The organism is Pseudogemmobacter sp. TB195, from assembly GCF_058313095.1.
The window spans coordinates 55,268-76,562 of the sequence record NZ_JBZEGG010000009.1 but is presented as its reverse complement, the minus strand read 5'-3'; the positions used below and the strand labels follow the sequence as shown (position 1 = coordinate 76,562).

Genomic DNA, 21,295 nt, shown 5'->3' with positions numbered 1-21,295 from the left:
TGCGAAAAGGAACCGGTTCGATGCTGCAAAAACCCGTCGCACAGGGCCTCTACGAAATCGTCCACTCAGCCCGCCAGGGCGCGGTATTTGTCGCCTCTGCCGGGGGGCGCGGCGAGGCCGGCCCGCCGGCGCAGATCCTGAAACTCGACCCCGGAACCCTGGAGCCACTGGCCCGGATCACTCTGCCGGGCAAAGGCTTTGGCCTTGCGCTCGATGATGCGGCGGACCGGCTTTACATCACCGACGCGACCGATGCCTCGGTCACCGTGGTCGATACCGCGACGGGCACGGTGACGGGCCAGGTACGGCTGGCCGAGAAGACCACCGATGACGAGGGGCGCACGGGCTTTCCCTTCCATTGTCGTGAACTGGCGCTGGATACGATCGCGGGAAAGCTCTACGCGCCCTGCCATTCGATGCAGGACAGTGTGCTATGTATTATCGACGCCGCCCGGCTTGAGGTCGAGGCCCGGCTGACCGGGTTCGGCTTTGTCGCGACCGGCATCGCGACCGACCCGTCGCGCCAGCGGCTCTTCATTTCGAATGCCGAGGGCCAGGTGATCACCGTCGCGACCGACACAGGACAGATCACCAGGACTGTGGCGACAGCGGGGGATCAGCTGATGAACATCGCGCTGGACCCGGCGGGAGGCAGGGTTTTCGCGACCGATCAGGGGCATGAGTTCTTTGAAACGCTCTGGGCGCGGCACCTGCCGGGCTACAGCCGCAAAGGGTCAGGGAACCAGCTTCTGGTTCTCGATGCCGAGACCGGTGCGACGATCCGCCAGATCCCGACCGGCGCCGGCCCGCTTGCGGTGCTTTATGACGCAGGCCGGCAGCTCATCTGCGTCACCGAGCGCAGCGGCGCGGCAGTCAGCCTCTTCGACAGCGAAAGCTACGCGCTGAAAGACCGGATCACGCTTGAGGGGCACCCGAACAGCCTCGCCCTCGATGACCGGAACGGCATTCTTTACGTGACGGCCAAACAGGGCGAGACCGGCAGGCCGGATGCCCCCGACCTGTTGGCACGCATCGCGCTGTAACTCCACCCTGCCCTTGCCCGCTCCGGTCTTCGCAGGCAAGAAAGGGCAAGGTTGCACGGGGCGGACAAGATGGATCACGACACAGACGCCCTGGTGATCGGGGCCGGCCCCGCCGGGCTGATGGCGGCGGAGGAGCTCGCGCGGGCCGGGCGCCGCGTGGTGATCTGCGAGGCAAAGCCGAGCCCCGCGCGCAAATTCCTGATGGCGGGGAAATCCGGGCTGAACCTGACCAAAGACGAGCCGCTGGACGCGTTCACCGCATATTACAGCCCACCCGACTGGCTGGCGCCGATGCTTGCCGCATTCGGGCCCGGCGAGGTGATGGAGTTCGCGCGCGGCCTGGACCAGGAGGTGTTTACCGGATCTTCCGGCCGGGTCTTTCCGGTGGTGATGAAGGGCTCGCCATTGCTGCGCGCATGGCTTGCACGGCTGGCATCCCTCGGGGCAGAACTGCGGCCCCGCTGGCGCTGGAACGGGTTTGAGGGTGGGTGCTGTGCCTTTGATTCCCCGGAGGGCCGCCGGGTGCTGAAGCCCCGCGTCACCGTGCTGGCTTTGGGCGGCGCCAGCTGGGCGCGACTTGGGTCGGACGGCGCCTGGACGCCCTGGCTGGCCGCACAAGGCGTAGAGATTGCGCCCTGGCAGCCCGCAAATATGGGGCTGTCGGTCGGCTGGTCGGCCCATATGGAACGCCATTTCGGCCAGCCGGTCAAAGGCGTGCCCCTGAGCGCCGGTGGCGTGACCAGCCGCGGCGAATTCGTGGTCTCGGCGCGGGGTCTCGAAGGGGGCGGCCTTTATGCGCTGTCACGCCCCTTGCGGGAGGGCGCAGATCTTGTGCTGGATCTGCTGCCCGCGCTGTCAGAGCCTGAGATTGCGGCGCGGCTGGCGAAGATGCGGCCCGGCGAAACGCTGGTGAACCGGTTGCGCAAGCTGGGCCTTGCGCCGGTGCTGGTGGCACTGGTGATGGAATTCGCGCGCGATGCTCCGCTCGCGGCGCTGAAACGGCTGGTGATCCGCCATAACGGCCCGCGCCCACTGGATGAGGCAATCTCGGTCGCGGGCGGTATCACCCGATCCGCACTGAGCCCGGATCTGGAGCTGACCGCCCTGCCCGGGGTCTTTGCCTGTGGCGAGATGCTGGACTGGGAAGCGCCGACCGGGGGCTATCTGCTGACAGGCTGCCTTGCTACGGGCCGATGGGCGGGGCAGGCGGCGGCGCGCTTTGGCTGTGAGGGTACCCCCCCGCAGAGAATTTGAGTCAGGAGGAGCGCATATGGTCGCAGAACCTATGATGGCGGTCATCCGGTGACCTTCCACCTCGCGCTCTCTTGCGAGACGGTGCGGGCGAAGGTGCCAGGGGCAGGCTTCGCCAGGCCGCTTTACTGCAACGGGACCTGATAACGCTCAGATCCGGTCTTTGCGTGCGGCGGTGGCGGCATCACCGGTATTGGGCGTGCCCGCCGGCTCGATCAGCAGGATCGAGGCCTCTTCCGCCGCCATCGGGCAATGTTCGACACCTTTCGGAACGACGTAAAGCTCGCCCGGATTCAGCGTGACATTGCCATCCCTGAGCTGGATCGTGACCTGGCCGTCAAGCACCAGGAAGAAATCATCAGTATCGGGATGCGCATGCCAGGTGAACTCGCCTTTGATCTTCACCAGCATGATGTCATGGCCATTGAAATCGCCGATGATCTTCGGCGACCAATGGTCCTGGAACAGCGCAAGTTTGTCGCGCAGGTTGATCGCGACAGGCGCTTTGCTCACCGGCTCAGCCCGCCCGGCAGGTTCGGCAGGTCAAGCGCGCCAAAGCCGTAATGTTTCAGCCAGCGCAGGTCGGATTCAAAGAAGGCGCGCAGATCGGGGATACCGTATTTCAGCATCGCAATCCGGTCGATCCCCATGCCGAAGGCAAAGCCCTGCCATTTATCGGGGTCGATGCCGCCGGCCGCCAGAACCTTCGGGTGCATCATGCCGGAGCCGAGGATCTCCATCCATTTGTCACCCTCGCCGATGCGGAGCTGGCCGCCCACATTGGAATAGCGGATATCGACCTCAGCCGAAGGTTCGGTGAAGGGGAAATGCGAGGCGCGGAACCGCAGTTCCACCTTATCGACCTCGAAAAAGGCGCGGCAGAATTCTTCGAGCACCCATTTCAGATTGGCCATCGAGATGTCGCGGTCGATGGCCATGCCTTCGACCTGGTGGAACATCGGCGTATGGGTCTGGTCCATATCCATGCGGTAGACGCGGCCCGGGGCAATGACGCGGATCGGTGCGCCCTGGTCAAGTGCTGCCCGGATCTGCACGGGGCTGGTATGGGTGCGCAGCACATGCGGCGGGCGGTTGTCGCCTTCGGCGCGATGCATGAAGAACGTGTCATGCTCCTGGCGCGCGGGATGTTCCGGCGGGATGTTCAGCGCGTCGAAATTGTACCAGTCGCTTTCGACCTGCGGGCCTTCGGCGACGGAAAAGCCCATATCGGCGAAGATCGCGGTCAGCTCGTCCATCACCTGAGAAACCGGATGGATGGTGCCCTGACGGCGCGGGCGGCCCGGCAGCGTGACATCAAGCCATTCGGATTTCAGCCGCTCGTCCAGCGCCGCATCGGAAAGCGCGGATTTGCGGGCGCGAAGGGCGGTGTCGATCTCGGTCTTCAGCTCGTTCAGATGTGCGCCGGCGGCCTTGCGTTCCTCCGGGTCCATCTTGCCCAGACCCGCCATCAGCGCGGAAATCTCGCCCTTCTTGCCAAGCGCGGCAAGGCGCACCTCTTCCAGTGCAGCCTCATCGGCGGCACCGGCCACGGCTCCGATATATTTGCCACGGATTTCGGTCAGATCCATCGGAGCCTCCGGGTTAGATACGGCTGAATTGCGGCTCTGGGACTAGCCGGGCGGGGCCGCGATTGCAAGGGTCGCAGGGTCCGGGATTTGTGGTTCAAAAGGTCCGGCGCCGCGCTCAGTCGCCATAGGGGGGCGGCAGTTCGGAGGAGGGGCAGAAACTGTATTCCAGATCCATAAGCCCGTCGAAGATGTGAAATGCCTGCTGATTGCGGATCTCGATCACGCCTTCGTTCAGGCTTTCAAGGCCGGTCTCCGCCTCGGCGCAGGTCACGGCATAGCTGTAGCGCGCGCCGCCCTCAGAGGTGAGGCCTTCGAAACTGCACATCCCGTAGCGATTGTTGAAACCGCCCGCATGAAGGTAGATGAGCGTCGCGTCATTGCCGCTGCCACATTCCTCGCCGGCCTCGACATAATAGCCCTCCTGCAGCGGCAGACCACCCCCGGCGACAGCGGGAAATGACAGCAGCGGGCCGAGGATCAGGGCGGCGACAGCGGGGGCAAGACGGTGAGACAAGGTTTCTTCCTTCGCAAACTCTTGCCCCATCCCTGACGCCGGATGCGAGGAATGACAAATGACATTGGCTGTCATGAGGGTATGAACGGCAGGAAACGGCGCAAAAGAAAACCCGCGCCAAAGCGCGGGTTTCCGGATCGTTTCGCTTTTCGTCAGGCCGGATCAGGCCAGAGCAGCGCGGGCCTTGTCGGCGATGGCGTTGAACGCCTCCGGCTCATGCACGGCGAGATCGGCGAGGACTTTGCGGTCCACTTCGATCCCGGCTTTCGCCAGACCGTCAATCAGGCGCGAATAGGTGAAGGCCGGGTCGAACAGGCGGACAGCAGCGTTGATACGCTGGATCCACAGCGCGCGGAACTGCCGCTTGCGGACCTTACGGTCGCGGGTGGCGTATTGCTGCGCCTTGTCAACGGCTTGCGTTGCAGTGCGGAAATTCGTCGAACGGGCGGCATAGTAGCCCGAAGCCGCCTTGATCACCTTGCGGTGGCGGGCGTGGGTCACCTTACCGGATTTAACGCGGGACATCTTTGTCTCTCCTTACCGGTTATAGGGCATGTATTTTTTGACGATCTTCGCGTCGGAATCGTCCAGGATCATGGTCCCGGTCGCCTGACGGATGAAGGTCGTCGAACGTTTGATCATGCCGTGGCGCTTACCGGCCACACCGGCCTTCACACGCCCCGAGGCAGTGAAGGAGAACCGCTTTTTAGCAGCGGATTTCGTCTTCATTTTGGGCATTTTACACTCCAGTGTTTTCACGCGCGACGCGGCATGCCACTTCCGCCGGTCTCGCGGTTCTTCCGAAGCCGTCCCTATAGGGGGTTCCGTCTCGCGGGGCAAGGGCCAATCGGCCCCGCCCGTCAGGGCATCTGCCGCTGGTCCGTCAGGGCATCTGCGCAGCCGCCCGTCAGGGCAAATAGCGGGCGACGACGGTGAGCATGACACCGGGAATTTCCGCCGGCCGGTAGCCGCCGGGCTTTTGCGTCCAGGCCACAATCAAAAGCGCCGCCGAGAGGACCACCATAAGCGTTCCCATCCGCGGCGCCCTTCCGTCGACCCAGCCTGCAAGCATCGTGGGGATGGTAAGAACCGCCATCACGATTCCCACCGTCAGCAACAGATCCGAATCCACGTTGCCCCCGCCCAAAAACCTTTGTTCGGGTTCAGGTTAGCCGGGATCGACGCGCGAAATCAATCTTTCATCACAGGGCGCAACCCTGAGAATATTGGTCGAACCGGGCACGTTGAACGGCACGCCCGCCGTGACCACGATCTGATCTTTCTCATCGGCGAAGCCAGCCGAGCGCGCGGCGCGGATCGCGGACAGCACCGCGCCCTTGAAGCGCTCCTGTTCCGGTACGATCACGCAATGCACCCCCCAGGTCAGCGCAAGGCGGCGCGCGGTCGAGACCAGCGGCGTCAGCGCGATCACCGGCACATGCGGCCGCTCGCGTGCGACAAGGCTCACGGTCTGGCCGGACTGGCTGAAGCAGGTGATGGCCTTGATATCGGTGGCCTCGGCGATCTCACGCGCGGCGGCAACGATCCCATCGGCCACGGTCTCGCGCTTGACCACGCGGCTGGCGTCGATGATCGAAAGATAGGTCGGATCGGCCTCGACCGAACGCGCCACATTGTCCATCGTGGTGACGGCCTCGATGGGGAACTTGCCGGCCGCCGATTCCGCCGAGAGCATCACCGCATCGGCGCCCTCATAGATCGCGGTCGCCACATCCGAGACTTCGGCGCGGGTCGGCATCGGGTTTTCGATCATCGATTCGAGCATCTGGGTCGCAACGATCACCGGCTTGGCCGCCGCGCGCGCCTTGCGGACAAGACGTTTCTGGATCGGCGGCACCGAATAGACCGGCAGCTCGACACCAAGATCGCCGCGCGCCACCATGATCCCGTCAGAAACCGCGAGGATTTCTTCATAGGCCTTCACCGCCGCCGGCTTTTCGATCTTCGAGAGGATCGCGGCACGGCCTTTGGCAAGGGCGCGGGCTTCAAGCACGTCTTCGGCGCGCTGCACGAAGGAAAGCGCCAGCCAGTCGACACCCAGCTCACAGACGAATTCCAGATCCTTGCGGTCTTTTTCGGACAGAGCCGCCAGCGGCAGCACCACGTCCGGCACGTTCACGCCCTTGCGGTTCGAGATCACGCCGCCGACCTCGACCACGCAATCGGCGAAATCCTTACCGCATTCGGCGACTTTCAGCCGGATCTTGCCATCGTTGACCAGCAGTGACGCGCCTGGCTCCAGGGCTGCAAAAATCTCGGGATGCGGCAATTGCACCCGGGTCGCATCGCCCGGCGTCGCGTCGAGATCGAGGCGGAATTTCGCGCCATCGGCGAGGTCATAGCCGCCATCCGTGGCAAAGGCGCCAACCCGCAGTTTCGGCCCCTGAAGATCGGCCAGAATGCCGATCGGGCGGCCAAGATCATGTTCGACCTGGCGAATGATGGTATGACGTTCACGGATGTCGTCATGGGTGCCATGGCTCATATTCAGGCGGAACACATCGGCTCCGGCAGTGAACAGCTGGCAGATCATGTCATAAGTGCTGGAAGCCGGGCCCAGCGTTGCCACAATCTTCACGTTACGGTGACGGCGCATATGCCATCCTCCTGTCTCGGGTTTCGCGTTACGATGTGGGCCAACCGCGTTATGGCGCAGAATGTTAGCGCCCGCAACAGAACGATTTGTGACGCGGGACCTTTCCTTCCCCTGGCGCTCGACCAGGGCGTGGGGTTAGAATAGCCCGGTGAAATATCGGGCAGATTAACAGGCGGGATCAGCAGACCAATGCAGCATGAGGCGTTCCGGATCGAGGGCGAGGACCGCCCCGGCCCCTGGCTGGTGACCTGTGACCATGCGACAAACCGGGTGCCGGACTGGGTCGCCGGCGGCAGTCTCGGCCTTCCTGCCGCTGACATGGCGCGCCATATCGCCTTTGACCCCGGCGCGCTCGGCCTGTCGCGCGCTTTGGGCGCGGCGCTGGACAGCCCGGTGATTTCCTCGGATTTCTCGCGGCTGGTGATCGACCCGAACCGGGGCGAGGATGATCCGACGCTGGTGATGCGGCTTTATGACGGATCGGTCGTTCCGGCGAACCGCCGCATCGGCCAGGACGGGATCACCGAACGGCTCAACCGGCTTTACCGCCCCTATCATGCCGCGCTGGAGCGGCTGGCGGCGGCCCCCGCGTCTTCACTCTCACCTTCCGGTCCACGCGCCATTGTCGCGATCCATTCCTTCACGCCCTGCCTGCGCGGCCGCCCGCCCCGGCCCTGGCATGTCGGCGTGCTGCATTCCCATCGCGACAGCCGGCTCTCGGCGGCGCTGCTGGCAGAACTGGCCTTTGAGACCGATCTCTGCATTGGTGACAACGAGCCCTATTCCGGCCATCTGCCCGGCGATTCCATCGACCGCCACGCCCTTGACCATGGGCGCCACAATACTTTGATCGAATTGCGCAACGACCTGATCGAAACGCAACCGCAACAGGCGGCCTGGGCCGCAAGGCTCGCCCCGATCCTGTCCCGCGCCCTGAGCCGCGCCCTTACGGAGACCAGCCATGTCTGACACCCCGACCATCGACGACCAGACCCGGACCGAACTGGAGGCCGCCACCTTCCGCGCCCTGATGCATCACCTGCTTGAGGCGCGGCCCGATGTGCAGAATATCGACCTGATGACGCTGGCCGGATTTTGCCGCAACTGCCTGAGCCGCTGGTATCAGGAGGCCGCCGCTGAAAAGGGCATCGCCCTGACAAAAGATGCCGCGCGCGAACAGGTTTACGGGATGCCCTATGCGGATTGGGTGGCCGCGAATCAGACAGAAGCCGGGCCAGAGAAGCAGGCCGCCTTTCGCGACGCCTTTGCGCAGAACGTCCCCGGAAAGAGCTAAGCTTCGCCCCGTCGGCGTTGCAACAATCGCACCCCGGGCGGTCCGCCGTTTCTATTCGAAGAACAGTCAGACAACCATTCGCTGATCCGCTTGACTCGCGGTTACACTCTGCGCATCGCTTTTCAAATTATGTCATTTTTTGGGCAGTGGGGGCTGTTGTTATGGAATTGCTGTTTCTTCTTCCGGTTCTTTTGGTTGGCGGGATCTTTGTCGCACTTGACGACAATGATGACGACGATGATCGCGACGCGCCGGACCATCCGCATGTCCAGGAGGGGACCGAAGGGAATGATACCCTGACCGGCAGCGGTGAGAATGACATCCTGCGCGGCCATGGCGGCATGGATTTGCTTTATGGCGGCGACGGCGCTGACCGGCTTGAAGGCGGCGAGGGCGATGACGCGCTTTATGGCGGCACCGGCAATGACACATTGCTGGGCGGCGACGGCAATGACCGGTTGTTCGGCGAGCTTGGCGACGATACCATCTATGGTGGCGAGGGCGATGATTACGCCGAGATCCTGGCCGGCCAGGGCAATGATCACCTCTTTGGTGGCGCAGGAAGCGATACGCTGAACGCCTCGCAGTCGGATGGGGACATTCTTGCCCGTGGCGGCGCCGGGCGCGACATCATGCATACCGGCAGCGGTGACGACACGCTTTACGGCGATGCCGGCAATGATGCGCTGCGTTCGCTGGCCGGGTCGGATGTCTTCTATGGCGGCGTGGGCAATGACTATATCCGCTCGGTCGACCTGAACCCGGATTTCATCGGCAATGACCAGCTTTTCGGCGGGGACGGCAATGACCGGCTGACCGCCGATGGCGGTGATACGCTGACCGGCGGCGCGGGCCAGGATATCTTTGAGCTTGACCATCGCGGGCTGGGCGAAGGCGTGATGACGGTCACCGATTACGACCCTGCCGAAGATCAGCTGCATATCCATGTGCTTGCAGGGCCGGAGCTGCCGGACGTCGCACTTCGCGCCAGCGAGTCGGGCACCGGCACCATCGTGACTGTGAACGGCGTGGATGAGGTGCTGCTGGAAAACATCGCACCTGGTGATGTGAACAGCGATGATTTCTTCATAACCCGCCATGACACGCCGGTTCCGGTTCCGACCCCGGTCGCCGCAGGCGAGCCGCTGATTTCAGTCAACTGACCCTGGGATCACGACAGTCCGGCATAACAAAGGGCCGCCCCGTCACCAGGGCGGCCCTTATCCTTGCGGCGCGTTTCCGGCGCGCTGCGGTCCGTCAGACTGCCGCCTTGTTCATCTCGTCCAGATAGATCTCACGCATCCGCGCCGCGACCTTCCCGGGCTTGCCACCGCCAATCGCTGCGCCATCCAGCTCGACCACCGGCATCACAAAGGCCGAAGCCGAGGTGATGAAGGCCTCATCCGCCGCCTTGGCCTCTTCGACCGTGAAAAGCCGCTCTTCGATCTCGAACTGCGCCTCTTTGGCGAAGCGCAGCACCGCCGCGCGGGTGATCCCGTGCAAAATATCCGACGACAGCGGCCGGGTGATGATCTTATTCCCTTTGACGATATAGGCGTTGTTCGAGGTGCCCTCGGTCACATGGCCATCCTCGGTGAACCAGGCATCATCGACCCCCGCCTTTTTCGCCATCATCTTGCCCATCGACGGGTACAAAAGCTGCACCGTCTTGATGTCGCGCCGGCCCCAACGGATATCGGGTATCGAAATGACCTTCAGCCCGGTCTTCGCCTGCGGATTGTCGGCAAGGCCCGTCTTCGACTGCGTGAACAGCACCACGGTCGGCGCCACCCCCGGCCCCCAGGCGAAATCGCGATCCCCGGGATTGCCACGGGTGACCTGAAGGTAAACCATCCCCTCGGTGATATTATTCACCTTCACCAGCTCGCGATGCACCGCGAGCCAGTCTTCGGCGCTCAGCGGATTGTCCATCTCCAGCTCGTCCAGCGAGCGCTGGAGCCGCGCGATATGGCCGCCGAAGTCGATCAGCTTGCCATTCAGCACCGAGGTCACTTCGTAAACCCCGTCCGCCATCAGGAAACCGCGGTCGAAAATGGAAACCGTGGCCTCGGTTTCGGGCAGATACTGGCCATTCACATAGACGGTGCGGGTCATGAGACTATCCCCAGAGTTGGCGTTCGGGCGGATGAAGCTGCGACAGATCGTAACGCAGCGGGTGGGGCCGGTCTTCTGCCAGCAAAAGCGGCCCGTCAAGGTCTACATAAGCCGCGCCCTGCGCCAGCAACACCGCGGGCGCCATCGCAAGCGAGGATCCGACCATACAGCCAACCATAATGCCAAAGCCCTGCGCCTGCGCCGCTGCGCGCAAGGCCAGCGCCTCGGTCAGCCCGCCGGTTTTGTCGAGCTTGATATTGATCACATCATAGCGGCCTCGCAGCGCGGCCAGGCTTTCGCGGTCATGGCAGCTTTCATCGGCACAGACCGGCAGCGGGCGCGCCATTTCCGCCAGCGCCTCATCCTGCCCCGCCGGGAGCGGCTGTTCGACCAGCACGACCCCCATTTCCACGAGACGCGGCGCAAGATCCTGATAGACCTCCGGCGTCCAGCCCTCATTCGCGTCGATGATCAGCTTTGCTGCGGGTGCACCGCGCCGCACCGCCTCAAGCCGGGGCATGTCATCAGCCGTGCCGAGCTTGATCTTGAGCACCGGCCGGTCTGACGCCGCCCGCGCCGCAGCCTCCATCGCGGCGGGCTCCGCCAGCGAAAGCGTGAAGGCCGTCGTCACCGGGGAGGGCTCCGGCAGTCCCGCCAGCTCCCAGGCCCGGCGCCCGGAGGCCTTCGCCTCCAGATCCCAGAGCGCAGAGTCCACCGCATTGCGCGCAGCCCCCGCCGGCAGCGCCTGTTGCAGCCCGGCCCGCGTGATTCCGGGCGGCAGGTCCGCAATCTCAGCCAGCACCGAGTCGAGGCTTTCGCCATAGCGCGCATAGGGCACGCATTCACCCTGCCCGGTGGCGCCCCCCCGCGTCACCTGGACCGTTACCACCTGGGCCTCGGTTTTCGAGCCACGGCTGATGGTGAACACCTGCGCGAGGCGAAAACGGGCGGTCGTGGCGGTGAGCATCGCGGGGGTCTCCTGTCCCGGCGACACTTTCCGCGCCGCCGGAAAAGGGCAAGTGAAAAACTGCGCCGCTTTGCGGCATGGGTTTTCTGCGCACGCAAATTCTCCTTGCAAGCGCAAAAGCAACATTATAACCAAACCATCAAGCATAACGTAATATGATTGCCAAAGGATGCGCCCATGAGCTTTCGCCTCCAGCCCCCCGCCCCCGCCCGTCCCAATCGCTGCCAGCTTTTTGGTCCGGGCTCACGGCCGGCGCTGTTTGAGAAGATGGCGGCCTCGGCGGCGGATGTGATCAACCTTGATCTCGAGGATTCGGTGGCGCCGCAGGACAAGGATCAGGCGCGGCAGAATATCATCGAGGCGGTGAATACCATCGACTGGGGGAAAAAGACGCTCTCGGTCAGAATCAACGGGCTGGACACGCCCTGGTGGTATCGCGATGTCGTCGAGTTGCTGGAACAGGCGGGCGCGCGGCTGGATCAGATCATGATCCCGAAGGTCGGTTGCGCCGCCGATGTCTATGCGGTGGACGCGCTGGTCACCGCAGTTGAACGCGCCAAGGGCCGCAAAAAGCCGATCAGCTTTGAAGTGATTATCGAAACCGCCGCCGGCATCGCCCATGTCGAAGAAATCGCAGCCTCTTCCCCCCGCCTGCAGGCCATGAGCCTCGGCGCCGCCGATTTCGCGGCCTCGATGGGGATGCAGACCACCGGCATCGGCGGCACCCAGGAAAACTACTATATGCATCGCGAGGGTGCGAAATACTGGTCCGACCCCTGGCATTGGGCCCAGGCCGCCATCGTCGCCGCCTGCCGCACGCATGGTGTGTTGCCGGTCGATGGTCCCTTCGGCGACTTCTCGGATGATGAGGGGTTCCGCGCTCAGGCTCTGCGTTCGGCCACTCTGGGGATGGTTGGGAAATGGGCGATCCACCCGAAACAGGTGGCGCTCGCCAATGAGGTTTTCACGCCATCCGAGGCCGCCGTAACCGAGGCGCGCGAGATCCTCACTGCGATGGAGACCGCCAAAGCTGCAGGCCAGGGCGCCGCGACTTACAAAGGCCGGCTGATCGACATCGCCTCAATGCGCCAGGCCGAAGTGATCGTTCGGCAGACCGAAATCATTGCCGGGACGTGAAGAGAATCCGTTGACACACTGCTTTTACAATGTGCAACATCACCTCATCCAGGCCCGTCCCTGAGGCGGATTGGAAATGAACACCCGCGCCGCGACCACAGGGAGAGGAGGCCCTGCGCGGCAAATGGGAGGAAGCGCACCCCGTGGCGAAAGCTGCGGGGTGTTGCCATTTCCGGCGCCCCGTTTTTGGCGCCCCGTTTTTGGCGCCCCATTTTTGGCGCCGCGCCTCTGGCAGGCTGCGGAAGCCTCCGGCGGGGATATTTAAGGACAGATGAAATCGGCATGCTCTCTTCGCCTTTTCATCTGTCCTTAAATATCCCGGGGGTGAGCGGCACAGCCGCGAGGGGGCTGGCCCCCTCTGCTTCTCGGCCTGCCACGCGCGGCGTCAGTTGCACTTTGCGCCCGCCCCCTCCATATAGGAGGCGATCAGAATAAGGGTCCAGCGCATGATCTATCTCGATTTCGAAAAGCCCCTGGCCGAGATCGAAGGCAAAGCCGAGGAATTGCGGGCGCTTGCCCGGAAGGACTCGGCGATGGATGTCACGCGGGAAGCCGAAGCGCTTGACCGCAAGGCCGAGACCGCTTTGCGCGATCTCTACAAGAATCTCTCTGCCTGGCAGAAATGCCAGGTGGCGCGCCACCCGGACCGGCCGCATTGCCAGTCCTATATCGACGCGCTCTTTACCGAATATACCCCGCTCGCCGGGGATCGGGCCTTTGCCGACGACCATGCAGTCATGGGCGGTATTGCGCGGTTCAATGACCGGCCGGTGATGGTGATCGGGCATGAAAAGGGCCATGATACCAAGACCCGGATCGAACATAATTTCGGCATGGCCCGCCCCGAAGGCTATCGCAAGGCGATCCGGCTTATGGATCTTGCCGACCGCTTCAGCCTGCCGGTGGTCACGCTTGTCGACACGCCCGGCGCCTATCCGGGCAAGGGCGCGGAAGAGCGCGGCCAGTCCGAGGCCATTGCGCGTTCGACCGAGAAATGTCTCTCGCTCGGCGTTCCGCTGATCTCGGTGATCATCGGTGAGGGTGGCTCGGGCGGCGCCGTAGCCTTTGCGACCGCGAATCGCGTCGCAATGCTCGAGCATTCGGTCTATTCGGTCATCTCGCCGGAAGGCTGCGCCTCGATCCTGTGGAAGGATGCCGAGAAGATGCGCGAAGCGGCCGAAGCACTGCGCCTGACCGCCCAGGATCTGCAAAAGCTCGGCATTGTGGACCGCATCATCAAAGAGCCGGTCGGCGGCGCGCAGCGCGCGCCCTCGGAGGCGGTCGATGCGGTTGGCAAGGCGATTGCCGCGATGCTGGCAGAACTGACCGACAAAAAGCCGGCAGCCCTGCGCAAAGACCGCCGGCAGAAATTCCTCGACATGGGATCTCGCGGCCTGGCGGCCTGAGCACAGGCCCGCCGCGCCCCTCTCCACCAGAACTGCACCTGCTGATCAGGTGGCCCTTGGTCGTCCGGAAATGCCGGCGACCAGGTTTTGCCACATGTGACCCATATTAATACCTCACTCTTTATGAAAATTCGATCAGAACGCTCCGGAAGGGTCTGATTGTGCCAGTAACGAATCTCATTGTGAACGGAACCTTTGATCAGGGCAGCACCGGCTGGTCCGGCACCGATCTGGAGACCGGTTACAATGAGGGCACCTATCTCGGGAACGGGTCGCCGAACCGTGTTGCCGAGATGGATGGCGCCAGCAACCAGATCACGGTGATGTATCAGGTGGTGCATATCGACCATGCCGGCTCCGTCCCGCTGGAATTCCGCACCGCGCTGCGCGAGGGCCAGCCGCTCGCCAACAAGGAAGGCTTCCGCGTCGATATTGTCGACTCAAACGGCAAGGTCATCTTTACGAAATCGATCTATCCCCAGGGTCAGAGCTGGGAACATTACAGTCTCAATATCGACTTCCCGAGCGCCGGAGATTACCGCGTCAGCTTTACCGAGCTTGGGGTGAACAACAGCTACGGCGCGATCATTGATGACATCTCGATGCTGGTCTGTTTTGTGGCCGGGACGCTGATCGCGACACCTGATGGCCAACGCCCCGTCGAGGATCTGCGCCCCGGTGACCTGGTCTTCAATGCCGAGGGCGATGCGCTGCCGGTGATCTGGACAGGGGCGCGCAGGGTCTCGATGGAAGACCAGATTGTCGATGAAAGCCTGCGCCCGGTCGTGTTCGAGCCCGGTTCGCTGGGCAAGGGTCTGCCGGAGCGGCGGCTTGCGGTTTCGCCGCAGCACCGGATGATGGTCTCGGGCTGGAAGGCCGAGCTTTGGTTCGCGGAATCGGAAGTGCTGGTGCCGGCGATCTCGCTGGTGAATGGCGATACCATTCGCCAGACCACCGCCGATGAGGATGTGACCTATGTGCATTTCCTCTTTGAGGGTCACGAGATCGTCCTCGCCGAAGGGTGCCCGAGCGAGAGTTTCCATCCTGGCGACCATTCGCTGAACGGGCTGGACCGCGCCGCGCGCGACGAGGTCCTCGCATTGTTCCCCGAATTGAATACCACGCCGGTCATCGCTGCGCGTCAGGTCATTCGCCGCAAGCTGGCCTCGGTTCTCGCGAACTGAACGGGCGCGCTTTCGGGGTCAGTCCTGCGGCGCAGAAGGTGGCGCTGAGGGCGGCGAGACCGGCGTCAGGCGAAAACCGGCCTCGGCCATCAGCCTGTTGGAATTGCTTTCGATCTCGCCCTCGATACGCGCAAGAAACTCGGGAAGGGGGAGCCCCGGCGCGATGCGTGGCAGGAATTCAATCACCGCAACGCCCGGTTTGCGCAGGATGCTGCGCTTTGGCCAGAAGACCCCAACATTGGTTGCCACTGGCACACAGGGCTGGCCAAGCTGTTGATAAAGCAGGCCGGATCCGGCTTTATATGGCTTGATCACCCCCGGCGCGACGCGGGTGCCCTGCGGGTAGATCACCAGCTGCCCCGGATCCGCGCTTCCCTTCGCCACATCCGCTTTCATCTTCGCGATCGCCGCACCACGCCGGCCGCGATCAACCGGGATACAGCCGATCCTGAGCGCATATTGCCCGAGGAAAGGCGTATAAATCAGCTCGCGTTTCATGATGAATTTCGGGCGCGGCAACGTGCCGAAAATCACAAGAATGTCGAAAAAGCTCTGATGTTTTGCAGCGACGATCACCTCATCCTGCGGCACTTCACCACGGATCTCGGTGCGCAGGCCGCACAGGATCCGCACCGAGGCGATCACCCAGCGGGCGTAGAAATGGCAGGCGGCAAAGGCGCCGTCACGCGACATCAGCGCCCAGGGTGCGAAGAGCACCGCGACCACGGCCAGCATGACATACATCTGGATCACGAAAATCAGCGACAACAGCCAGCGAAACACGATCATCTGAATTCCCTCAGCTTGCGCAGGGCGGCATAGCGGGTCGAGAAAAAGGCCACGAGCCCGACCAGCGGCGGCAGGATAAAGGGCAAAAGCCAGCCGGCGCCGGTAAAGCCAAGACCGGTCAGGAAGGCGCCGGCAGTATCGGCGCCAGGCAGGAACAGCATGCCGATCACCCCGGCCACTGCACCGGCACAGGCGCCGGCAAAGGCCCGCAGCGTGAAACGCCGCACGAAAGCGCGGGCAATATACTGGTCACGGGCGCCCACCAGCCGCAAGACGCGCACAACCTGGGCATTGGCCTCAAGCGAGGCACTTGCCGCCAGTGTCACCATTGCGGCCATAGCGGTACCGATCAGCACGATCGACAACAGGCCCAGCAGCCGCAGCTTCGAGGCGGCCTCGGCCAGCGGACGGCGCCAGCGGGTATGGTCATCGAGCACCGCACCTGGCGCCTCGGCGCTGAGCCTCTGGCGCAGCCCCTCGGCATCATACCCGGGATCGGCCTCGGTCACCTCGATCAGGCGCGGCAGCGGCAGCTCCTCGACCGGCAGCTCGGCCCCAAACCAGGGCTCCAGCAAAGCGCGGTTTTCCGCATCGGTGAGGGCGCGGGCGGCTTCGACCCCCGGCGTCGCGGCCAAAAGCGTCAGGATCGCCGCCGTCTGCTGCTCCATCTGCGCGGGGGGCGCCGAAAGGCGGATCGTCGAGGTCCGCGCCAGTGCATCCGACCAGCGCCCGGCCAGCCGGTCTGATGCCAGCGACAGCGCCATCGCGAAAACACAGAGAAAGGTCATCGCGGCGGCGGTGAACGAGGTCAGCCAGGCGGTGTGGCCCGAAGGCGGCACCACGCGGTCAGATCGTGCATCCGGCGACATCAGGGCAAGGGCGCGGGAAATCGGTCTGGGCAGTTTCACAGATCTGCCCCCGCCAGCTGAATCCGCCGCTTTGAGATTCGCAGCACCCGGGTCGGGATCTGGTTCTTGGCCTGGCGGATCAGGTTCAGATCATGGGTCGCGATCAGGATCGTCTTGCCCATCCGGTTCAGTTCGACCAGCAGCGTCAGCAGCCTGAGCGACATTTCCCAGTCGACATTGCCCGTGGGCTCATCGGCCAGAATGATATCGGGGCCCATGATGATCGCCCGTGCCAGGGCCGCGCGTTGGCGTTCGCCGCCGGAAAGCGAGGGCGGCAGCGCATCGGCCAGATGCGACAGGCCGACCCATTTCAAAAGCTCGTCCAGATCGCCGCTTTCGCTGCGCCGCCCCGCCACCGTCAGTGGCAATTGCACATTGGCGGCAAGCGGCAGATGGTCGAGAAACTGCACATCCTGATGCACCACCCCGATCCGCCGGCGCAGGTTCGCCACATCGTCACGCGGCAGCGATTTCACCTCGCGGTCAAACAGGGTGACATGACCAGACGTGGGAAGAAGCTCGGCATAGGCAAGCTTGAGGAATGTCGTCTTGCCCGACCCCGAGGGGCCGGTCAGAAAGTGAAACGACCCCGGCGCCAGCTTCAGCGTCACATCCGACAGAAGCTCGCCCCCGCCGTAATTATAGGCTGCACTTTCAAAGGCAATCACTGCCCGATCCCCCTGCGATGCCTCCGCGACACCCCTGCGATACCACCGCGCGCCCGAGCTTTATGCGCGCTCACTCTGACAAACCATGACTTAATTCGCACGGCTCTCAGGGATTGTTCAAGTCCGGGACACATAGTCTTGGACGATTGCAGGATTATTGTTAGAAGAGAAAAGGGCTTAGCTTGGGGCGGGGTTTTTCATGTTACTGGCATGTCCAAATTGTGACGCCAGATACGATGTGCCGGATAGTGCGATCCCGGAGGCCGGGCGCGACGTTCAGTGCTCGAATTGCGGCCATGCCTGGTTCCAATTGCCGGCTGAGTCGGTCTCAGACGGTATGGCTGATGCCTTTGCGGAAGCTCTGACAGGTGCTGATTTCGCCGACACCTCCGGCGGCGAAGGCAATACTGATGAAAGATCAGCAAAAAATTACGAAGCCGCCGCTGTTTCAAGAGGGCCCGATGTCGTCGCGGGTATCTCAGATGCGCCGGAGGCGGAGGCCTCGCAACAACGCGCAGCACCCGTGCACAGCGCCGACCTGACTGGCACCGATGCGCTGAAAGCCGCACTGGCCGGCAAGGCTGCGGCCACGCCGGTCGCCCCCCCGGCCCCTGCGCCAGAGCCGGTGCGCCGTGACCTGGACGAAGCCGTGCTGGAAATCCTGCGCGAAGAAGCCGAACGCGAGGCCAGCGCCCGCAAAGCCGAAGCGCAGCGCAACACAAATCGCCGGGCCGAGGCCGATACCGGGCTGCAATCGCAGCCTGAGCTGTCGATACCCGCGCCAACGCCGGAAATGACTGCCCAGCAAAAGCGCCTCGCCATGCTGCGCGGAGAAGATCTCGACGATCCGGATCCCGAACCCGCCCGCCCGACGGCGCGGCGCGATCTCTTGCCCGATGTCGAGGAAATCAATTCCACATTGCAGCCCGACGACAACCGCTTCGATCCCGAAGCCGAGGTGGATTCACTGCCGGATCTGACCCGGGGCAGTTTCCGCACCGGCTTCCTTCTGGCCATTCTGGTGCTGGTGATCGCAGCGCTGCTCTATGTTTTTTCCGACCGTATCGTTGTGGCGGTGCCGGCGCTGGAAAGCGCATTGCAGGCCTATGTGAGCTTTGTCGACAACCTGCGTAACTGGCTCAATTCGCTGATGGATGATGCGACTCAGGCCCTGACTGGCGATCCGCAGACAGGCGGCTGAGGCCCTATCCCGCTTCCGCCAAGGCCAATACCCTGAATAAAACCGCGCCGATGTGTCCGGCGCGGTTTTTCTATGCAGGTTTTCGCCGCCGGTCGTCAGAACAGATCGAGCAGGCGCTTGAGATAGTCGAGTTCGGCATCCGGGCGCCCCGCCTCGCCCGACCGGCGGCGAATCTCGTCCAGCAGCTCCTGCGCGCGCTGATCGGGATTGTTCTGCACCATATTGCGGTCCGACCCGATCCGGGCCGAATCGCCCGGCTCGCGCCCCAGCGGATCGACCGCATTCGGGTCAACACGGCGGGCGTCGCGCGGCTCCTGGGTGCCGCCTTCGGCCCCGGGTTCGCGTTCCAGATCGGCCAGCGCATCGCCGAAATCGCGCATGCCCTGACGCAGCCGCTCCATCGCTTCGGCCTGTTTGTCGAGCGCGCCGGCAAGATCACCCTGACGCAGCGCCTCTTCGGCCTCGCGCATCGCGCGTTCGGCCTCGCCCAGCCGCTCACGCCCCTCTTCGCCCTTTTCCGAGCCGTCGCCCGGCAGCTTGCCGTTCTGCATCTCGTTGAGCTTGTCGCGCAGCTCGCGCTGACGATCCGCCAGCTCGCCCGGATCGGTGCCCGGCTGACCATTCCGGCCGCGCTGCATGTCGCGGTAGGCGTCATCCGAGAGCCCCTGCTGGTCTTTCAGCGTCTCGCCAAGGTCTTTCATCGTGCCCTGGCCCTGGCCTTCACCGCCCTGTCCCTGGCCCTGCCCCTGCTGCACCTGGAGGTTCTCCATCAGCTGGCGCAGCTCTTCCATCAGCGCCATCGCCTCGGCGGTTTTGCCCTCTTTCATCAGCCGCTCGATCTCGTCGAGCATCTGTTGCAACTGGTCCTGGGTGATGGTCTGGCCACCCTGCTGGGCGCCCTCTCCATCCTGGCGGTCGCCATTCTGCTGCGCCTGCTGGCCCAGTTCCTTGAGATATTCGCGCATCGCCTGCTGCATCTCTTTCATCAGCTGGTCGATTTCCTCGGGTGACGCGCCATTGCGCATCGCCTCTTCCAGCTGGTCCTGGGCGCGCTGCAGCCGCTCGAAAGCATTCCCCAGATCGCCCTCTTCGAACATGAAGGCGATATGCCAAAGCTCTTTCACCACCTCGTCACGCTGCCCATCGGTCAGCGGCAGCGCCATCGCATCGGCCTGGCGCACCAGCACCCTGAGCCGTTTCGCGGCATTCTGCGAACGCGTCAGTTCCTCGGGCCGGTTGCCAATGGCTTTCAAGAGCTCCAGCGCGCGCGGCAGGTTTTCGCGGTTCCAAAGAATATCGCGCCGCATCTCGATCACCGCATTGGCCATCGGATCGAAAAAGCGCTTGCCGGGCAGCGTCACCTCATATGGCGCGGCGCTGCCCTCGTTCCCGGCAGCGTCAAGCGCGGTGAACACCATGCTGACCGGCATATTCGAGAACACATGTTCCGAAAGATCATCGACCAGCATCTGGGTGATCTCGGTCCGGTTGCCCTTCATCGGCATCGGCAGGTCCAGCGTGACCGGCGCTGCAGGCTCCGGATCGATCTCCAGCCCGTAGCGGCGGATGACCTTTTCCGGTTGCAGGCTGATGGTGACACGCCCGGCGGTGACGCCGTAATCGTCGCTGGCCTTGAATTCCTGCTTGAACCGGCCATCCGCCTCGCGGCCCATCTCGCCCGAAACGGCGATGGTGGGCGCGGTGTCGGGCGTGGCGATGACCTGCCATTCGCGCCCGCCCGGGCCGCCGATGGCAAGGCGGCCAGACTGGCTGACCACCAGCTCTGTCAGGCCTTTCAGCCCTTCCGGGATCGCGCTCGCGGCCTCGCCTTCCGGAGCGGGCGGCGCGACCCGGGCAATGGTCTGCTCGATCTGCGCCTCCGCGCTGTCACCATAGACGCGGATCTGGATGCGGCTGCCAACCGGCACCTCGAATTCGCCCGCCGTGATGTCATTGAGGTAAAGCACCGGCTTGCCGGTATAGGCCGGGGGCCGCGCCCAGCCCTCCCAGACCGGGCCGGAGGGAATGGCCTGGGCGGGGCCGGGGCCAATGGCCACCACTTCAGCCGCGCGCCAGAACGATCCGAACAGAGCCGCCATCACCGCCGCCGTGAGCGCGACATAGCGCAAAGACCAGCGGTCACGTGACGCGAGTTGCAGATCCGGCGGCACCGCGCGGGCCGCACGCGCCTTTTCCGCCATCCGCGCCAGGTGAACCCGCCAGACCGCCGACGATTGCGCATCATCAGCCCCGATCGCCTGGCTGTCCCGCAAAGTTGCAATGGGGCGCCCGGGCAGCGACGCATCAAGGCGGATCAGCGCCTCATCCGAAGTCGGGCGGCGGAATTTCCGGAAGCCCCAGATCAGCGAGACCAGCACCAGAAGGGCCACCAGCACCAGCCCGATCTGCACCTGCAAGAGCGTTCCGACCTCATGCAGCCCGAAAGCCGCCGCCGAAAACGCCAGCAAAAGCACGGTCCAGAGCGGCCAGAAGGCGCGCGCAAGGCGCTCTGCCCAAAGCCCCGCCAGCGTCAGGCGACGCGGCCATTTCAGCGCGTTAAGCGCTGCTGCGGTCGCGGTGTCGCTGTTCGACGGGGCCTGTCGCGCTGCCAT

At 63.9% G+C, this 21,295-nt stretch carries 22 protein-coding genes; 9 read left to right on the top strand and 13 right to left on the bottom strand.

The window, feature by feature from the left end; translation table 11 throughout:
- Positions 1-20: 20 nt before the first annotated feature.
- Both AC4FS3_RS10950 and AC4FS3_RS10945 read left to right on the top strand, forming a co-directional pair.
- The gene (locus AC4FS3_RS10950) at positions 21-1,043 is read left to right on the top strand and encodes a YncE family protein (RefSeq protein WP_491020585.1); all 1,023 of its coding nucleotides are present in this window, start codon (positions 21-23) and stop codon (positions 1,041-1,043) included.
- Positions 1,044-1,112: 69 nt separating this feature from the next.
- Positions 1,113-2,297: a BaiN/RdsA family NAD(P)/FAD-dependent oxidoreductase gene (locus AC4FS3_RS10945; protein ID WP_491020584.1), complete on the top strand. Its 1,185-nt coding sequence runs from the start codon at positions 1,113-1,115 to the stop codon at positions 2,295-2,297.
- 147 nt (positions 2,298-2,444) lie between these two features.
- Here AC4FS3_RS10945 and AC4FS3_RS10940 read toward each other — a convergent pair whose 3' ends face one another.
- The 7 genes from AC4FS3_RS10940 to pyk all read right to left on the bottom strand — a co-directional run bounded on the left by AC4FS3_RS10940 (position 2,445) and on the right by pyk (position 7,014).
- A complete protein-coding gene (locus tag AC4FS3_RS10940) occupies positions 2,445-2,807 on the bottom strand; it encodes a cupin domain-containing protein (protein ID WP_491020583.1) in 363 nt (120 codons plus the stop codon).
- On the bottom strand, positions 2,804-3,883 hold the full coding sequence (gene pheS / locus AC4FS3_RS10935) for a phenylalanine--tRNA ligase subunit alpha (protein WP_491020582.1): 1,080 nt from the start codon (positions 3,881-3,883) through the stop codon (positions 2,804-2,806). Before pheS ends, AC4FS3_RS10940 begins: the two co-directional genes overlap by 4 nt.
- 115 nt (positions 3,884-3,998) lie before the next feature.
- Positions 3,999-4,397 (bottom strand): hypothetical protein, encoded by a 399-nt coding sequence (locus AC4FS3_RS10930; protein ID WP_491020581.1) that lies wholly within the window; start codon positions 4,395-4,397, stop codon positions 3,999-4,001.
- 162 nt (positions 4,398-4,559) lie between these two features.
- Complete coding sequence (rplT, locus tag AC4FS3_RS10925; protein WP_092899821.1) at positions 4,560-4,922, bottom strand: 50S ribosomal protein L20; 363 nt, start codon at positions 4,920-4,922, stop codon at positions 4,560-4,562.
- Positions 4,923-4,934: 12 nt separating this feature from the next.
- A complete protein-coding gene (gene rpmI / locus AC4FS3_RS10920) occupies positions 4,935-5,135 on the bottom strand; it encodes a 50S ribosomal protein L35 (protein ID WP_092899823.1) in 201 nt (66 codons plus the stop codon).
- A 169-nt stretch (positions 5,136-5,304) separates the two neighbouring features.
- Positions 5,305-5,529: a hypothetical protein gene (locus tag AC4FS3_RS10915; protein WP_283176340.1), complete on the bottom strand. Its 225-nt coding sequence runs from the start codon at positions 5,527-5,529 to the stop codon at positions 5,305-5,307.
- Between the two features lie 36 nt (positions 5,530-5,565).
- The gene (pyk, locus tag AC4FS3_RS10910) at positions 5,566-7,014 is read right to left on the bottom strand and encodes a pyruvate kinase (RefSeq protein WP_198837941.1); all 1,449 of its coding nucleotides are present in this window, start codon (positions 7,012-7,014) and stop codon (positions 5,566-5,568) included.
- Positions 7,015-7,203: 189 nt separating this feature from the next.
- On the opposite strand from pyk, the gene AC4FS3_RS10905 reads away from it, so the two are divergent.
- The 3 genes from AC4FS3_RS10905 (at position 7,204) to AC4FS3_RS10895 (ending at position 9,471) form a co-directional block, all read left to right on the top strand.
- Positions 7,204-7,983, top strand: a complete 780-nt coding sequence (locus tag AC4FS3_RS10905; RefSeq protein WP_491020580.1) for an N-formylglutamate amidohydrolase — start codon at positions 7,204-7,206, stop codon at positions 7,981-7,983.
- A complete protein-coding gene (locus AC4FS3_RS10900) occupies positions 7,976-8,308 on the top strand; it encodes a DUF1244 domain-containing protein (RefSeq protein WP_491020579.1) in 333 nt (110 codons plus the stop codon). Before AC4FS3_RS10905 ends, AC4FS3_RS10900 begins: the two co-directional genes overlap by 8 nt.
- Before the next feature lie 161 nt (positions 8,309-8,469).
- Positions 8,470-9,471, top strand: a complete 1,002-nt coding sequence (locus AC4FS3_RS10895) for a calcium-binding protein (protein ID WP_491020578.1) — start codon at positions 8,470-8,472, stop codon at positions 9,469-9,471.
- A gap of 94 nt (positions 9,472-9,565) precedes the next feature.
- On the opposite strand, the gene AC4FS3_RS10890 is transcribed toward AC4FS3_RS10895, so the two are convergent.
- Both AC4FS3_RS10890 and dgcA read right to left on the bottom strand, forming a co-directional pair.
- Entirely contained in the window at positions 9,566-10,423 is an 858-nt protein-coding gene (locus AC4FS3_RS10890; RefSeq protein WP_491020577.1) for a D-amino-acid transaminase, read from the bottom strand.
- Between the two features lie 4 nt (positions 10,424-10,427).
- The gene (gene dgcA / locus AC4FS3_RS10885; protein WP_491020576.1) at positions 10,428-11,390 is read right to left on the bottom strand and encodes an N-acetyl-D-Glu racemase DgcA; all 963 of its coding nucleotides are present in this window, start codon (positions 11,388-11,390) and stop codon (positions 10,428-10,430) included.
- Positions 11,391-11,567: 177 nt separating this feature from the next.
- On the opposite strand from dgcA, the gene AC4FS3_RS10880 reads away from it, so the two are divergent.
- From AC4FS3_RS10880 to AC4FS3_RS10870, 3 genes are all read left to right on the top strand, one after another.
- On the top strand, positions 11,568-12,527 hold the full coding sequence (locus tag AC4FS3_RS10880) for an L-malyl-CoA/beta-methylmalyl-CoA lyase (RefSeq protein ID WP_491020575.1): 960 nt from the start codon (positions 11,568-11,570) through the stop codon (positions 12,525-12,527).
- A gap of 446 nt (positions 12,528-12,973) precedes the next feature.
- Entirely contained in the window at positions 12,974-13,933 is a 960-nt protein-coding gene (locus AC4FS3_RS10875) for an acetyl-CoA carboxylase carboxyltransferase subunit alpha (protein ID WP_198837935.1), read from the top strand.
- 182 nt (positions 13,934-14,115) lie between these two features.
- The gene (locus AC4FS3_RS10870; protein WP_491020574.1) at positions 14,116-15,117 is read left to right on the top strand and encodes a Hint domain-containing protein; all 1,002 of its coding nucleotides are present in this window, start codon (positions 14,116-14,118) and stop codon (positions 15,115-15,117) included.
- Positions 15,118-15,135: 18 nt separating this feature from the next.
- Here AC4FS3_RS10870 and AC4FS3_RS10865 read toward each other — a convergent pair whose 3' ends face one another.
- Genes AC4FS3_RS10865 through AC4FS3_RS10855 form a run of 3 tightly spaced genes read right to left on the bottom strand, consistent with a single transcriptional unit; the run spans position 15,136 to position 17,482 of the window.
- Entirely contained in the window at positions 15,136-15,906 is a 771-nt protein-coding gene (locus AC4FS3_RS10865) for a lysophospholipid acyltransferase family protein (RefSeq protein ID WP_491020573.1), read from the bottom strand.
- Positions 15,903-16,775, bottom strand: a complete 873-nt coding sequence (locus AC4FS3_RS10860) for a cell division protein FtsX (RefSeq protein ID WP_198837962.1) — start codon at positions 16,773-16,775, stop codon at positions 15,903-15,905. Before AC4FS3_RS10860 ends, AC4FS3_RS10865 begins: the two co-directional genes overlap by 4 nt.
- Positions 16,776-16,810: 35 nt before the next feature.
- Positions 16,811-17,482, bottom strand: a complete 672-nt coding sequence (locus AC4FS3_RS10855) for a cell division ATP-binding protein FtsE (RefSeq protein WP_198837932.1) — start codon at positions 17,480-17,482, stop codon at positions 16,811-16,813.
- Positions 17,483-17,681: 199 nt separating this feature from the next.
- Between AC4FS3_RS10855 and AC4FS3_RS10850 the strand changes: the two genes are divergently transcribed.
- Complete coding sequence (locus AC4FS3_RS10850) at positions 17,682-18,683, top strand: zinc-ribbon domain-containing protein (RefSeq protein WP_491020572.1); 1,002 nt, start codon at positions 17,682-17,684, stop codon at positions 18,681-18,683.
- Positions 18,684-18,778: 95 nt separating this feature from the next.
- On the opposite strand, the gene AC4FS3_RS10845 is transcribed toward AC4FS3_RS10850, so the two are convergent.
- On the bottom strand, positions 18,779-21,295 hold the full coding sequence (locus AC4FS3_RS10845) for a DUF4175 domain-containing protein (protein ID WP_491020571.1): 2,517 nt from the start codon (positions 21,293-21,295) through the stop codon (positions 18,779-18,781).